Below are 15,059 nucleotides of genomic sequence, written 5' to 3'. Positions count from 1 at the left end.
CTTCGGTCGACTCCGAACCCCGGGCGGACCAGGAACAAGCCAGCAGCCACCTTGGCGGTTGGGATCGAAAGGAGAAACACATGCGTACAAGTTTGCTTCTGCGCCTAGTAGCGGCGCTGATGGCATTCGCGTTGATCGGAGCAGCGTGTGGTGGGAGCGGCGACGAGACCACCGAGACGACCGGCGCCGGCAGCGACACCAGCACCACGGAGGACACGACCGACACCGAAACCGGCTCCGAGCCCCAGCCGGTCGACGCCGAGGTCGCGTCTCTGCAGCAGACGCTTACCCAGGGTCTGACGGAGCACGAGTACCTCGCCGGCATCGCGGTTGCGATGGCGGTTCAGAACCCGGACCAGCCGGAGCTCTTCGAGGCCGCCGCGGCAGCTCTCGACGAGAACTCGGTTGACCTCTCGAAGGCGATCGCTTCGATCTACGGCAAGGCTGGCGGAGACCAGTTCCTGAAGCTGTGGCGCAAGCACATCGGCTTCTTCGTCCAGTACACCCAGGCCGGTGGCGTGGGTGCCGAGGCGAAAGCTGCGAAGAAGGGCCTCGACGAGTACCGCGCCGACTTCGGTGCGTTCATCGAGGGTGCAACCGAGGGCGCGCTTCCCAAGGCGGCCGTGCAGGACGCCCTGAAGCCTCACGTCGACAGCACGTTTGCTGCGATCGACGCGGTTCTCGGCAAGAGCAAGGCCAACCCGTTCGAGGAGCTCTACACGGCTGCCGGTCACCTTCCGGGCATCGCCACCGCCCTCACCGGCGGGATCGCGCAGAGCCAGGGCATCGAGGGCGACCCGATGGCTCCGTCGGCGCAGCTGCTGCAGACGCTTACCGCTGGGTTGAACGGTCACGAGTACCTCGCTGGTTCCGCCGTCGCCATGGCGGTCATGCACCCCGACCAGCCCGAGCTGTTCGAGGCCGCTGCCGCGGCGCTTGACAAGAACTCGGTCGACCTGTCCGAGGCAGTTGCCTCGGTCTACGGTGAGGCTGGCGGCGACCAGTTCCTGAAGCTGTGGCGCAAGCACATCGGCTTCTTCGTCGCCTACACGCAGGCAGGTGGCGAGGGTCCGCAGGCCGCCAAGGCCAAGAAGGACCTCGATGGTTACCGCAGCGACTTCGGCGCCTTCATCGAGAGTGCGACCGAGGGCGGTCTTCCCAAGGCGGCCGTCGAGGACGCACTGAAGCCTCACGTCGACAGCACGCTCAAGGCGATCGACGGGATTCTCGGCAAGGAGAAGGGCAACCCCTTCATCCTGCTGAAGGAAGCGGCGAGCCACCTTCCTGGTGTCGCCACCGCTCTCTCCACGGCGATCGTCCAGCAGATGCCGGACAAGTTCATCTAGGTCCACAGCGAGAACCCCCCCTCGCTGGAAAGAGCGCCCCGGGCAACCGGGGCGCTCTTTTCTTATGTAAAGGCCTGGCTGGTGTTGCGCTAGCGTGGCGGCGTAGTTCTGGGGATCAGGACGGCTTCACGGATCTAACCCAGCGTCCGGCGCTGCGGCACAGCTGAAGAGGATATGGACGAGACGCGTGAGAGTGATCCTCGGCTCCGACGAGAAGTCCGCCCTGACCGACGCGGTTGAAGCCGACCTGCGCGAACGAGGACACGACGTCGCGCTCGTGGGGCCTCCGGCCGGAGAGCAGATGGGCTGGACCGAGGTGGGACAGAAGGTCGGGCGGGCGGTCGCATCCGGCGACGCGGACACCGGAGTCCTCTTCTGCTGGACCGGAACGGGTGCCTCTATCGCAGCGAACAAGGTCACCGGAGTGCGCGCTGCACTTTGCGGAGACGCCGCGACTGCCGACGGCGCGCGCCGGTGGAACGATGCGAACGTATTGGTGATGAGTCTTCGCCTCGTGACGCCCACCGTGGCGAGCGAGATGCTGGACGCGTGGTTCGCGGCGGAGCCGGATCCCAGCGAATCCGACAACGTTCGCGCTCTCGAGCAAGCCTGATCCGCGTCGCACGATCGCAGGTTCGGGCTCATCCCGCGTATCTATGATGAGCACATGCCTCGCTACGACGACAACACGGCGTTGATCGTGATCGACGTGCAGAACGATTTCGCGGACCCGCGCGGCAGCTTGTACGTCCGCGGCGGTGAACAGGTGGTGCCGGTCATCAACGACGAGATCGGGACGGCACGGCGAGCCGGCTCACCCGTCTTCTACACGCAGGACTGGCATCCAGAATCCACGCCGCACTTCCAGAAGGACGGCGGAATCTGGCCGGTGCACTGCGTGCAAGGAACGTGGGGAGCGGAGCTGCATCCGGATCTGGAGGTGTCCGGTGACATCGTCCAGAAGGGCACCGATGGCCAGGACGGCTATTCGGGTTTCACCGTGCGCGATCCCCGGAGCGGCGCTACGACGGAGACGCAACTGGAGCCCGCGTTGATCAACCGCGGTGTGCAACGGGTGGTCGTCGTCGGTCTGGCCACGGACTATTGCGTCAAGGAGACGGTCCTGGACGCGGTCGAGAAGGGTTTCGCCACGACCGTCCTACTGGACGCGATCCGCCCCGTCGACCTGGAGGAGGGCGACGGCGAGCGGGCGGTGCAGGCGATGCGCGCGGCGGGGGCCGAGATCGTTTGAAGCTACGCCCACAGATCGGCTGAGTCGAGATGCCTTGGGTATCCGCCGCGAACGCGGCGCTGCTAACCGACCTCTACGAGCTCACGATGGCCGCGAGCTACCACTCGCGCGGGATGAACGCCGAGGCGACCTTCGACCTGTTCGTCAGAGAGCTGCCGCCCAGGCGCAACTTCCTGGTCACGTGCGGGATCGAGGAGGCTTTGTCGTACCTCGAGGACCTGCGGTTCGACGACGAGTCAATCGCCTATCTCCGCTCCCTCGGGTTGTTCCAGGAATCGTTCCTGGAGTACCTCGGCGACCTCAGGTTCTCCGGCGATGTGTGGGCCATGCGCGAAGGCGAGATCGCGTTCGCGCGGGAGCCGCTGTTGCGAGTTTCTGCCCCCCTGATCGAGGCGCAGATCGTCGAGACGTTCCTGTTGAACTGTGTCACCTTCCAGACGATGGTGGCCTCGAAAGCGGCGCGGGTCGCAATCGCGGCCGCGGACCGCAAGTTCCTCGACTTCTCGCTGCGGCGCGATCACGGCGCGGATGCCGGACTGAAGGCCGCGAGGGCGTCTTTCATCGCGGGAGCAACCGCGACTTCGAACGTCCTCGCCGGGCACCTGTTCGGGATCCCGGTCAGCGGGACCATGGCCCACTCGTACGTGATGGCCTTCGGCAGCGAGATCGAGGCATTCCGCGCCTTCGCCCGAGACTTTCCCGACCGTACGATCCTTTTGATCGACACCTTCGACGTGGCGCAAGGAGCGCAACGCGCGGTGCAGGTCGCGCGAGAGCTCGCGGCCTCGGGCTTCACCTTGAAGGGCGTTCGCATCGATTCGGGTGATCTCGCTGCCCTGTCGCACGAGGTGCGAGCGATCCTGGATGAGGCGGGGATGCACGAGACGCAGATCGTGCTCTCGGGCGACCTCGACGAGTACAGGGTGAAAGAGATGCTGGATGCGGCCGTGCCGGTGGATGCGTTCGGGGTGGGAACGCAGATGGGGACCAGCGGGGACGCTCCCTACCTCGGCGGGGTCTACAAGCTCGTTGCGGAGGGAGGGATCCCGAAGGTGAAGCTTTCCGCGGGGAAGGTCACGCTCCCGGGGATCAAGCAGGTGTATCGCAGCGCTGAGAATGGCCGCTTCGTGGGTGACATCATCAGTCTCGAAGACGAGGTGGTCGAGGGGACGCGCCCCCTGTTGCAACCGATGATGGCGAAAGGCCGGAGGCTTCATCCTCCGGAAGACCTCCACATGACGAGGGAGCGGTGCGCGGCGTCTTTGTCCCAGCTGCCGGACGCGCTGCGAGACCTAGGGCCGCAACCGGTGACCTATCCGGTCTCGCTATCGGAGCCGCTGGAGGCACTGGCGCGCCAGGCCGAACAGAGCCTCGCCACCCACGGCACCTAGGAGCGTCCGCTGGGGCGTTTCGATGCCACTGTGATTGCGACCTCGTCACCCACTCGTGCCATGCTGCCTGGGTTCGGATCTTGCGCCATCACTACGGGATCACCGCACGCTGGCTTACCGAACGGATCGACGTATCTCGACATCTTCATCAGTCGCGCCTCGGTGCACGGCGTGGTCTCCTTCACGATCCTGATGTCCAAACCCCTAGAGAAGTTCGGCAGGTGCGAGTTGATCTCGTGTCCGACGAGGTTCGGGACCTTCGTTGGACGGCCCATCGTCATGGCCCTCTGTTCGCGACGCATCTGGTTCGAAACGGAGCGGGGCAGCCGGGTGTAGCACCAGGCGGAACTAGACTCGTAGTCGTCGAGCGGTCGCCGAAACTCGGCGTGTCCCGACAACCACATCTGTTCGCGCGGCTCCAGCTCCACTGCATCGGTGTCGATGACGGCGACCTGGCTGCCATATTCGAGCACGCAAACCGGCACCACCGGGCTCCTGGTGTTGTTCTTCACCTCGACTGACGCCGCCAATGCCGTGATCTCGAAAGGTTCCCCGGGTCGTGTCTTGGCGCCGTTGATGTTCCATCCGCCTCCAGCAAGGAGCTTGCTACGTCCAGTCGCGTGCTCGGGCGACGCCGCCGTGATCGGCTCGCCTCGTTCCGCAGGTGGCGCTCCACAGGCTGCGGCGACAAGGATGGCCGCGCCGGTGAGGATCCCGGTCATCTGGATGTTCACGTCATGACAGACGACCCACCGCGGCCGAACGATGCACGCGCTTTTCCGGAGGGCCCGCGTGGGCCGGCGCCCCGCAAAGCAGCGTCCAGGATTGCCCGTGCGTCTACACCATGGAGCACGCCTAAACACAGGAGGTGCGCGCATGGCGCGAAAGAGCCGCTCGGTCGGATGTTTCTGCTTCACGACCTTCTGCGTCATTTCGCTAGGTGTCGTCGGCGCCGGTTCGGCGCAGGCGTCGAAGGCGGCGTCCCCACGGATCCCAGAGGGGCGTTTGTTCATGTCGACTTGCGCCTCTCACCAGGACCAGGATTACGCCTACTGCATCGACAGCGATGACGGGATCCTGGGGACCGCTCTGCAGGAAACCTCCCGTAAGACTCCGCCGGAGATATTTTCGCTCGCGCGCGAGGACCGGCTGCGTCAGATCACGGACAACCATCTCTTCGAGTTCGGCTCGATGGTTTGGTCCCCGGACAGATCGAGGTTCGCCATCTCGGCGGACCGCTACGGCGATACCGAGGACTGCCGCTTGTATGTCGTGGAGGTCCGAACCGGAAGGATGACCGCGGTTACGCCGCAAGCCGAGCTCGCCTGCCCCTTTCCGGCGGATTGGTCACAAGACGGCTGGATCTTGATGTCCGCGTACTTCCACGATGGTCCAACGCAGCTCTACAAGGTGCGGCCCGATGGCTCCGGGCTCCAGGACCTAACCTGCTTCTGGAACGAAGGCCAAGGTGCCTACGACGCCAGGTGGATCCAAGGGGGACGTTCCGTCGTTTTCAAGGGCGACCTGTCCAACAAGAGCGGCATCTACGTGATCTCGGCGGACGGGACGAACCGCCGCTCGCTGTTCGAGGTTCGCTGGCGGCGGCGGGCGCCCAAACACATCGGCGAGGTGGCGGTGGCGCCGGGCCGAAGGCGTATCGCGTACGTGGTCTATGACGGCCGCGAGGAGACGCATCGGCCAGATGAGGTCTTCGTGATGCGTCTGGACGGCAGCGCGCGCCGTCGTCTCACCTTCAACGCGAGGGACGAAACCGCCCTTTCGTGGTCGCCGAATGGGGACCGGCTGGCGATCGTGGAGGGAAGCCCTTACGACGCTGAATCGAGGGCGGCTATCAGGATCATCGGCATGGGTTCTGGTTCCTCAGTGGTGATAAGGAGCCCAGCGGCCGGCCCCATCGACAGGTGGACGCCGCCGAGGTGGTCGCCCTCCGGGCGCTATCTCGCGTTCGATGTGTCGGATGGCGAGAGCTCAGCGGTCTATACGGCGTCTGTTGATGGATCGTGGATCCGCCGCGCTACTTCGTTCCAGCGCATCGTCCATCTACTGGATTGGCGAGAATGACTTCTGGATTGGCGAGAATGACTTCGAGCCCGCCAAGCGTCACCCGGTTGACCGTTCTCGACCGCTGCAGTAGAAATCTCTGACTCATCAAGAGGGGTGGAGGGAACAGCCCGTTGAAGCCCCGGCAACCGCCTTGCATCGCCGCGAGGAAAGGTGCCAAATCTGGCCCGGCAACGTGCGGGGGAAAGATGAGTGGCGTCCAGCGTCTCCTCGGCACATCACGATTCTGAGGAGGCGAAGTGACCGACCCGAGCGCAGGCGTTCTGCTTGCCGATCCCAGGTCCGCCGTCAGCGGCTTGCGCTGCCGCGAGTGCGGACAGAGCTATGACATCGCGCCACAACATGCCTGCGAGCTGTGCTTCGGGCCGCTCGAGGTCGTCTACGACCTGGACCGCATAAGAGAGACCTGTTCCAGGGAGAGCATCGAAGCCGGCCCACCGACCATCTGGCGCTATGCGCCGCTGCTTCCGGTCCTGGGGCCGGAGAGGGTCGACATCGGCGCAGGGTGGACCCGGTTGCGGCCGGCGCCGCGCCTCGCGGCGGAGCTCGGCCTTCGTCGCTTGTGGATCAAGAGCGACGCGGGCAATCCGACCCACTCGTTCAAGGATCGGGTGGTCTCGGTTGCTCTCAGCGCGGCCAGAGCGTTCGGCTACGACACGGCGGCATGCGCTTCGACCGGGAACCTCGCGAACGCGGTCGCGGCACACGCCGCCGCGGCGGGCATGCGCAGCATCGTCTTCATCCCCAAGGACCTCGAGTTCGCGAAGATCGCCGCGACGGCGGTGTACGGGGGCACGGTTGTGGGCGTCGACGGCGCCTACGACGACGTGAACAGGCTCTGTGCAGAGGTGGCGGGGGAACGGCCCTGGGCGTTCGTGAACATGAACCTGCGACCGTTCTACGCGGAGGGCTCCAAGACCCTGGCGTTCGAGGTCGCCGAGCAACTCGGGTGGCGGAGACCCGACGCGGTGGTCGTCCCGGTCGCGTCCGGGTCGCTGTTGACCAAGGTCGCGAAAGGGTTCCGCGAGTTGGATCGGGTGGGGTTGGTGCCGGGCTCCGCACCGGTGGCGATCCACGGCGCGCAGGCCGAAGGGTGCTCTCCTGTGGCGGCCGCGTTCGCGTCCGGTGCGCGCGACGTGCAACCGGTTCGAGCGGACACGATCGCGAAGTCACTGGCGATCGGGACTCCCGCGGACGGGCACTACGCGCTCGACGAGGTCCGCTCCAGCGGGGGCGCCGTGGCCAGCGTGCCCGAGGGGGAGATCGCTGCCGGGATTCGTCTGCTGGCGAGGACCGAGGGCATCTTCACCGAGACCGCCGGAGGGGTGACGGTATCGGGGCTGGAGCGGTTGGTCGCGACCGGCGCCATCGCTCGGGAGGAAGAGACGGTGATCCTGATCACCGGGATCGGGTTGAAGACGCTCGATGCGCTGGGTCCTGTGTCTCCCACGACCACCGTTCGTCCGTCGCTCGGCGAGGTCGAGCGTGCCCTAGAGGAGGTTCTTCGATGATCAAAGTCCGGATCCCGACACAGTTGCGCAGCCTGACGGACGACGCCGCGGAGGTGCCTGCGGAGGGAGCGACCCTGGGCGACGTCATCGCCGACCTCGACGGGCGCTACCCCGGGATCTCGCAGCGACTGCTGAGCGATGGCCAGCTCCGGCGGTTCGTGAACCTGTACGTCGACGGCGAGGACGCGCGCTTCCTGCAGGGGCTCGCGACCTCGGTGCCGGCAGGCGCAGAGGTCTCGATCATCCCCGCGGTGGCCGGAGGCAGCTGAGACCCATCGGGCACCAGATGCACAATGATGCATAATATGCAGCTATGGGAGTCTCAGCTGCCGTACTAGGAGCTTCAGGTTATGCAGGGGGTGAGCTGCTGCGATATCTCAGCCGCCATCCCGCGCTCTCGATCACCGCGGTCGCCGGCAGCACGCGGGAGGGTGAGGCGACGGCCGACGTGCACCCTCACCTGGGCCATCTGCGGGACCTCGAGCTGGTTCCGGTCGACCAGGCGGCGAACGCCGCGGACGTTTGCTTCTCGTGTCTGCCGCACGGGGTTCTGCCGGACCACCTCACCACGGTCTCCTCCGAGGTGCTGATCGATCTCGCCCAGGATTTCCGCGCCGATCCTTCGTGGGTCTACGGGCTCCCCGAGCTCGGCGCGGATGCGCTGTCCGGTGCCACCAGGGTTGCGAATCCCGGGTGTTATCCGACGGCGGCCCTGTTGTGCCTAGTTCCGTTCGCATGCGCGGGGCTGATCGAGGCACCGGTGGTGGTCAACGCGCTCTCGGGCGTCTCCGGGGCGGGTCGGAAGCCGCAGGACGCGCTGTTGTTCGGCACGATCGAGGGTAACGCAACGGCGTACGGCACGACCGATCACCGACACGTCGCGGAGATCGAGCGCGGCCTCGCGCGCTTCGGCGGCCTGAGTGCACGTGTCTCATTCACGCCCCACCTGGTTCCGATGACGCGCGGTCTGCTTGTGACCGCTCGCGCGATATGGCTCGGGGACGAAGCAGACGTTGCCGTTGATGTGCTGAGAGATGCCTACGCGGCCGCTTCATTCGTCGAGGTCACGTCCGACTGGCCCGGGACGAAGACGGTCGCCGGCACGAACCGCGCGCGGCTCTCCGCCCGCGTCGACACCGCCACGGGCTTCCTTATCGCGTCCGCCGCGATCGACAACCTCGGTAAGGGGGCCGCGGGCCAAGCGATCCAAAACGCGAACCTGGTTCTGGGTCTGCCCGAGACCACCGGGCTCGAGGCGGTGCCCGCATGGCCTTGAGCTGGCCGCGCGGTGTCCAAAGCGCGGGGGTGGCAGCGGGCATCAAGAAGGAAGGCGCGCTCGATCTCGGTGTGATCGCCGTGGACGGTCCGGCGGCGTGGGCGGGGACCTTCACGAAGAACGCGGCAGCCGCCGCGTCCGTGCACTGGTCGCGCTCGTTGCGAGGCCGACCGGTGCGAGCCATCACCGTCAACAGTGGCAACGCGAACGCGTGCACGGGCGAAGCGGGCGTCGCGGCCGTTCGCGCCACCGCCGAAGCCACCGCGACCACCCTGGGATGTGCCTCGGCCGAGGTGCTGGTCGCCTCGACAGGTCCGATAGGCATGCAGCTTCCGGTCGACAACCTGGTGGCGGCGATCCCGGCTGCCACGGCGGCCCTGGGACAGGACACTGCGTCGTTCGCCCAGTCGATCCTGACGACCGACACGATCACGAAGACGGCTCGGACGAACGGCTCGGGGTTCGAGATCGTGGGTGTCGCGAAGGGAGCTGCGATGCTGGCTCCGAACATGGCGACGATGCTCGCCTTCATCGCCACCGATGCCGATCTGGAGGCAGAGTTCCTCCAGCAGAGCCTGTCTCGATCCGTGGCCCGGTCCTTCGACCGCGTGTCGGTTGACGCATGTGAGAGCACGAACGACTCCGTCTTCCTGCTGTCCTCGGGTGTCTCCCGGGTCGACGACGTTCGAGCTTTCGAAGCGGCGCTCGAGCGGCTTTGCCGCGATCTGGCCGAGCAGATGGTGAAGGACGCCGAAGGCGGTTCGCGTCTCGTTCGGATCGAGGTCGCGGGCGCGGCCGACGAATCGACGGGAGTCGCGTTGGCTCGCGGCGTAGCTGCGTCCGCCCTGTGGCGGGCGGCGGTGCACGGTGCGGATCCGAACTGGGGCCGCGTCCTCGCCGCCATGGGTGCGGTGCAACGGGATCTGGACCTGTCGAAGGTAGACGTGGCTATCGGGTCGCACCTCGTCTTCGCCTCCGGCGCCCCCGCCGGTTCTCTGACCGCGGCCCGCGCGGAGATGGTGGGCGACGAGCTCACCGTGCGGATCCGCGTGGGATCCGGTGACACTTCGGTTCAGGTGCTAACGACGGACCTGTCGCCGGACTACGTCACATTGAACGCGACGGGAACCTCGTGATGACGGTCACGGAGGCGACGGCCAAGGCACAGACGCTGATCGAGGCGATCCCGTACATCCGGTCTTACCGGAACCAGACGGTGGTCGTGAAGCTCGGTGGCGAACCGCTGGACGACCCCGTTCTTGCAGCTCGCCTCGTGGAAGACATCGCTCTGCTCGTCCTGGTCGGCGTGCGCGTCGTCGTAGTTCACGGCGGCGGACCGCAGATCTCTCGCGCGATGCAGGCGACGAGTGTCTCACCGCGTTTCGTCGACGGGCTACGAGTCACAGACGAGGCAACCATGACGGTCGTCGAGCAGACACTGATCGGCGCGGTGAACCCGAGTTTTGTCGGCAGTCTCAATCGCGCTGGTGTGCGCGCTCTGGGGTTATCCGGTGTCGACGCCGGTTGCATGGTGGCGGAGCGGGAGGTGTCTCTGGAGGGTCGACCGCTCGGTCGCGTCGGTCGCATCGGGCGTGTGGATCCGGAGGTGCTCGTGTCATTGCTCGACTCCGGTTTCACGCCGGTGGTCGCGACGGTTGCGCCGAGTGCCGAGGGCGAGACGTTGAACGTCAACGCCGACGCTGCGGCGGCGGCTATAGCGGCGGCGCTGGGGGCTGAGAAGCTGATCTACGTCACCAACGTCGAGGGTCTCTATCGGGACCTCGGCGACAGGGACTCGTTGATCCCGGAGCTGAAGAGCGGCGATCTCGCTTCCTTCGCTGGCACGCTGTCGGCGGGGATGCGGCCCAAGGCGGAGTCGGCCTTGGCCGCGATCGCGGCCGGAGTCCGGAAGGTCCACATCCTCGATGGCCGCGTCGAGCACTGCCTCCTGCTGGAGATCTTCACACCGGAAGGTGTGGGGACGCAGGTGCTGCCGTGAGCGTCGTCGCCGCCGCAGTCGACCCGATGCTGTCGACCTACAGACGATGGCCGGTCGAGTTCGAGCGCGGGTCTGGAAGCACGCTCTACGACGCCGACGGGCGGCCGTACCTCGACCTTGTCGCCGGCCTTGCCGTTGCGAGCGTCGGCCACGCGCATCCGGACGTCACAGCGGCTATTGCGCGACAGGCGGCCCGGCTCGTCCACGTCTCGAACCTGTACACGACCGCTCCGCAACGCGATCTGGCGTACCGGTTGATGAGCCTCAGTGGTGGGATGAGGAGCTTCTTCTGCAACTCAGGGGCCGAGGCCGTCGAGTGTGGGATCAAGCTGGCGCGCAAGTGGGGAGGACCGCAGCGACGAGGGATCGTTGCCGCGCGAGGCGGTTTCCACGGGCGCACGCTCGGGGCCCTCTCCGTAACCGGCCAGCCCTCGAAGGCCGACGCGTTCGAGCCGCTGCTGCCGCGCGTCACCCACGTTGCTTTCGATGACGTGGACGCGCTGGAGAGGGTGGTGGGCGACGACGCCGCCGCGCTGATCGTGGAGCCGATCCAGGGGGAGGCGGGAATCATCGTTCCGCACGGCCGTTATCTGGCCGAGGTGCGCGAGCTGTGCGATCGCGCCGGCTGCCTGCTGATCGTGGACGAGGTGCAAACAGGTGTCGGTCGTACGGGGTCCTGGTTCGCATTCGAGGCCACCGGCATCGTGCCCGACATCGTCTGTGTCGCGAAGGGGCTGGGCGGCGGGCTCCCGATCGGTGCTTGTTTGGCGGTGCCGCCGGTGGCCGAAGCCTTCGCCTTCGGCGACCACGGCAGCACCTTCGGCGGAGGTCCCGTTCAGAGCGCGGCGGCGCTAGCGGTCCTAGACGTGATCGAGCGCGAGGGACTGCTGGAGCGGGCTCGGGTGGCCGGTGCGCGTCTGCGCGACGGGCTCGGGTCCATCTTCGGCACGGGCGGCGTGCGCGGCAGGGGCCTGCTGCTCGGGGTCGCGCTCGGTTCGGACACTGGATCTCGTCTGGCAGCGGCGGCGTTGCAACGCGGCGTGCTGGTGAACGACGTCGCGCCGGATGTGATTCGGATCTGCCCACCGCTGGTGATCAGCGACGACGAGATCGAGCGCGGACTCGACCTACTCGAGGAGGCTTGGGATGAAGTCAGAAAGGCGTAGGGATCTCCTGAAGATGCTGCACGAGGGTCGCGCTGCGACGCAACAGGACCTTGTGGCGGCGTTGCGTGCCGCCGGACACGATGTCACGCAGGCCACCATCTCGCGCGACCTTCAGGAGGTGGGAGCGATCAAGGTAAAGATCGGAGATCAGGTTGCCTACCGTCTTCCCGATGAGACCTCGAGGGCGCGGTCCGCGCGGCTCGGCCGCACGCTTCAGAGGGAGCTCGAGGAGTTCGCGATCGACCTCAAGGTGGCCGGGAACATAGCCGTGATCGTGACGCTGCCCGGTCACGCAGCCGCCATCGCGCGAGCGATCGACCTCGCTGGAGTCGAGGGCGTCGTCGGCACGATCGCCGGTGACGACACCGTGTTCGCCGCGACTTCGGATGCCGTGGTTGCTGCCGAACTCGTCGATCGCTGGTTGCGACGGGAGCCGGTTGTGCTCGAGGAGGCAGCGCGATGACGAAACGTCGAGTCGTACTTGCTTACTCGGGGGGCCTGGACACCTCCGTCGCGATCCCGTGGCTGACCGAGCGCGGCTGGGAGGTCGTCGCCGTCGCGGTCGACGTCGGACAGCCCGGTGACCTTCACGAGGCCGTCGCGCGCTCTCTGCAGCTGGGTGCGGTGGACAGTCGTCTAGTCGAGGCGCGCGCGGAGTTCGTCGAGGACTTCGTCCTTCCCGCCCTGCACATGAATGCTCTGTACCAAGGGCGATACCCGCTGGTATCCGCCCTCTCCCGCCCCCTGATCTCCAAGGTGCTGGTCGAGGCCGCTGTGGAGACCGGAGCGTCGGCGGTGGCGCATGGGTGCACCGGCAAGGGGAACGACCAGGTCCGCTTCGAGGTCGCGCTGGGCGCGCTTGCGCCCGATCTCGAGGTGCTCGCTCCGGTGCGCGACTGGGGCATGGGGCGCGAGGACACGATCGCCTACGCGCAGGAGCGTGATCTCCCCATCCGTACGACGAAGTCCTCGCCCTATTCGATCGACGAGAACGTATGGGGCCGGAGCATCGAGTGCGGTGTGCTCGAAGATCCCTGGGTTGCTCCGCCCGAAGAGGTCTTCACGCTGACAGCCGATCCGCGTGAGGCCGCCTTAGCAGGTGCCGAGGTGGAGGTCTCTTTCGATGGCGGCGTCCCCACGAGCCTCGACGACGAGGCGATGGAGCCGCTCCACCTCGTCGAGGCACTCGGGAAGATCGTCGGATCGTTCGGATTCGGGCGGATCGACATGGTGGAGGACCGCCTGGTCGGCATCAAGTCGCGCGAGATCTACGAAGCGCCGGCCGCCCTCGCATTGATCCGCGCGCACGCAGACCTGGAGCAACTGACCCTGGAGCGAGACTTCACCAGGGAGAAGAGGAAGCTCGAGGCGACGTGGGCTCAGCTCGTCTACGAAGGCCTGTGGTTCTCGCCGCTGCGCGCAGCCATCGACGCGTTCGCTGCAACGTGCTCCGCCAGCGTCACCGGAGACGTACGGCTGAGGCTGGGCCCCGGTTCCTGCGAGCCGTCCGGACGACGCTCGCGCCACGCTCTGTACGACCACCGGCTCGCCACGTACGACGCCGGTGACACCTTCCACCACGAGGATGCCGCGGGGTTCGTGCGGCTGTGGGGGCTTCCGACCAAGCAGTGGGCGAAGACGCATGTCTGACGCCTTGTGGGCCGGTCGCTTTTCGGACGGGCCTCATCCCGAGATGATCCGGTTGACCCGCTCGATCGAAATCGACTTGCGCCTGCTGCCCTACGACGTGGCCGCCACGAAGGCGCATGCACGATCGCTGGTCGAGGCGGATCTTCTTTCCGCGGAAGATCTCGTCTCCGTGGATCGCGCAGCGGACCAGCTCGTTGTCGAATGGGAACGCGGCGATCTTCAACCGAGCCCGCTGGATGAAGACGTTCATTCACTGGTGGAGCGCGAGCTCACCGAGCGACTCGGCGACACCGGCGCGAGGATCCACGCCGGCCGAAGCCGCAACGACCTGGTGGCACAGGACCTTCGGCTCTGGTGTTCGGATGCAGCTGCACGACTGGCCGATCTCACGCGGGATCTCATCGGGGTCTTGACCGATCGGGCGCAAGAGCATCGAGACGACGTCATGCCGGGATACACCCACCTCCAGCGCGCCCAGCCCGTGAGCGTCGGTTTCTATCTGTGCGCGCATGGAGCCGCGCTGGCGCGTGATGCGGAGCGCTTCGACGCCGCGCGGGCGGCGTCCGAGGTTTGCGTGCTGGGCGCGGGCGCTCTCGCCGGAACGACGCTCGCGCTGGATCCGGCCGTTGTCGCCGACCAGCTGGGGCTGGAGCATCTCTTCGTCAACGCGATGGATGCAGTGTCCGACCGCGACTTCGTCTGCGATCTCGTCTATGCATGCGCGCTATGCGGGGTCCATCTGTCGCGGCTGGCGGAGGAGATCGTCATCTTCTCGAGCTCCGAGTTTGCGTTCCTTCATCTCCCGGATGCGTGGTCGACGGGGTCGAGCATGATGCCCCAGAAGCGCAATCCCGATCTAGCCGAGCTGATACGTGGTCGCGCCGCCGGCGGCATCGGCGACATCACCGCGCTGCTGAGCTTGCTGAAGGGCCTCCCGCTGGCTTACGACCGCGACCTTCAAGAGGACAAAGGTCACCTCTTTGCCGCCGTGGACCGGATGGAGAGCTGTCTGGTCGCGATGAGCCACCTGATGGAGGTGATCGAGTTCCGAACCGAGGTGCTGGAGCGCGCCGCGGGAGAGGGGGCCACATGGGCCACCGACGTCGCCGAGCGCTACGTCACGGCGGGTATGCCGTTCCGACAGGCGCACGGCGCGGCGGGGCGTCTCGTTGCCGCGGTGGACTCGGGCGCGGTGGATTTAACGACGGAGGTTCCCGAGACCGCTGAGGGGCCGCGCCGGAGCATGCGGCTCCGAAACAGCCACGGCGGAACGGCCCCCGAGCGAGTAGACGAGCAGATCCGGGTGCTGCGCGAGGCTTGCCGCGCTTGATCTGCGTCCGTGCGCAGCTTGCCTCGCGCCGCCTGCATCGGATCGTCTCGGAACGC

Annotated in this window: 15 protein-coding genes and 1 riboswitch; of the genes, 14 read left to right on the top strand and 1 reads right to left on the bottom strand. The window is 66.6% G+C overall.

Annotation, left to right across the window (positions count from 1 at the left end):
- Positions 1-80: 80 nt before the first annotated feature.
- The 4 genes from M3N53_02405 to M3N53_02390 all read left to right on the top strand — a co-directional run bounded on the left by M3N53_02405 (position 81) and on the right by M3N53_02390 (position 3,989).
- Positions 81-1,346, top strand: coding sequence for a hypothetical protein (locus tag M3N53_02405; protein ID MDP9067185.1), 1,266 nt, complete (start codon positions 81-83; stop codon positions 1,344-1,346).
- A 187-nt stretch (positions 1,347-1,533) separates the two neighbouring features.
- Positions 1,534-1,959, top strand: a complete 426-nt coding sequence (locus tag M3N53_02400; protein ID MDP9067184.1) for an RpiB/LacA/LacB family sugar-phosphate isomerase — start codon at positions 1,534-1,536, stop codon at positions 1,957-1,959.
- A gap of 54 nt (positions 1,960-2,013) precedes the next feature.
- Positions 2,014-2,598, top strand: coding sequence for an isochorismatase family protein (locus M3N53_02395; protein ID MDP9067183.1), 585 nt, complete (start codon positions 2,014-2,016; stop codon positions 2,596-2,598).
- A gap of 29 nt (positions 2,599-2,627) precedes the next feature.
- On the top strand, positions 2,628-3,989 hold the full coding sequence (locus tag M3N53_02390) for a nicotinate phosphoribosyltransferase (GenBank protein ID MDP9067182.1): 1,362 nt from the start codon (positions 2,628-2,630) through the stop codon (positions 3,987-3,989).
- Here the strand turns inward: M3N53_02390 and M3N53_02385 are convergent.
- Entirely contained in the window at positions 3,986-4,723 is a 738-nt protein-coding gene (locus M3N53_02385) for a hypothetical protein (GenBank protein ID MDP9067181.1), read from the bottom strand. The two genes, M3N53_02390 and M3N53_02385, sit on opposite strands and share 4 nt — an antisense overlap.
- A gap of 142 nt (positions 4,724-4,865) precedes the next feature.
- Between M3N53_02385 and M3N53_02380 the strand changes: the two genes are divergently transcribed.
- From M3N53_02380 to argH, 10 genes are all read left to right on the top strand, one after another.
- Positions 4,866-6,071 (top strand): hypothetical protein, encoded by a 1,206-nt coding sequence (locus M3N53_02380; GenBank protein ID MDP9067180.1) that lies wholly within the window; start codon positions 4,866-4,868, stop codon positions 6,069-6,071.
- 81 nt (positions 6,072-6,152) lie between these two features.
- Positions 6,153-6,266: riboswitch (SAM riboswitch) on the top strand.
- A gap of 44 nt (positions 6,267-6,310) precedes the next feature.
- Positions 6,311-7,582, top strand: coding sequence for a threonine synthase (gene thrC / locus M3N53_02375; protein MDP9067179.1), 1,272 nt, complete (start codon positions 6,311-6,313; stop codon positions 7,580-7,582).
- Positions 7,579-7,851 (top strand): MoaD/ThiS family protein, encoded by a 273-nt coding sequence (locus M3N53_02370; GenBank protein MDP9067178.1) that lies wholly within the window; start codon positions 7,579-7,581, stop codon positions 7,849-7,851. Before thrC ends, M3N53_02370 begins: the two co-directional genes overlap by 4 nt.
- A 44-nt stretch (positions 7,852-7,895) precedes the next feature.
- The gene (gene argC, locus M3N53_02365; protein ID MDP9067177.1) at positions 7,896-8,858 is read left to right on the top strand and encodes an N-acetyl-gamma-glutamyl-phosphate reductase; all 963 of its coding nucleotides are present in this window, start codon (positions 7,896-7,898) and stop codon (positions 8,856-8,858) included.
- On the top strand, positions 8,849-9,994 hold the full coding sequence (gene argJ / locus M3N53_02360; protein MDP9067176.1) for a bifunctional glutamate N-acetyltransferase/amino-acid acetyltransferase ArgJ: 1,146 nt from the start codon (positions 8,849-8,851) through the stop codon (positions 9,992-9,994). The genes argC and argJ overlap by 10 nt, the downstream gene beginning before the upstream one ends.
- Entirely contained in the window at positions 9,994-10,857 is an 864-nt protein-coding gene (gene argB, locus M3N53_02355; protein ID MDP9067175.1) for an acetylglutamate kinase, read from the top strand. The genes argJ and argB overlap by 1 nt, the downstream gene beginning before the upstream one ends.
- Complete coding sequence (locus M3N53_02350; GenBank protein MDP9067174.1) at positions 10,854-12,023, top strand: acetylornithine transaminase; 1,170 nt, start codon at positions 10,854-10,856, stop codon at positions 12,021-12,023. The genes argB and M3N53_02350 overlap by 4 nt, the downstream gene beginning before the upstream one ends.
- Positions 12,004-12,486: an arginine repressor gene (locus tag M3N53_02345; GenBank protein ID MDP9067173.1), complete on the top strand. Its 483-nt coding sequence runs from the start codon at positions 12,004-12,006 to the stop codon at positions 12,484-12,486. The genes M3N53_02350 and M3N53_02345 overlap by 20 nt, the downstream gene beginning before the upstream one ends.
- The gene (locus M3N53_02340; protein MDP9067172.1) at positions 12,483-13,673 is read left to right on the top strand and encodes an argininosuccinate synthase; all 1,191 of its coding nucleotides are present in this window, start codon (positions 12,483-12,485) and stop codon (positions 13,671-13,673) included. The genes M3N53_02345 and M3N53_02340 overlap by 4 nt, the downstream gene beginning before the upstream one ends.
- Positions 13,666-15,003, top strand: a complete 1,338-nt coding sequence (gene argH / locus M3N53_02335) for an argininosuccinate lyase (protein ID MDP9067171.1) — start codon at positions 13,666-13,668, stop codon at positions 15,001-15,003. The genes M3N53_02340 and argH overlap by 8 nt, the downstream gene beginning before the upstream one ends.
- Positions 15,004-15,059 lie beyond the last annotated feature (56 nt).

It is taken from the genome of Actinomycetota bacterium, assembly GCA_030776625.1.
GTDB lineage: Bacteria > Actinomycetota > CADDZG01 > CADDZG01 > WHSQ01 > MB1-2.
Note: the sequence above shows the minus strand (reverse complement) of the source record. Positions and strands in the feature narration are given on the sequence as shown.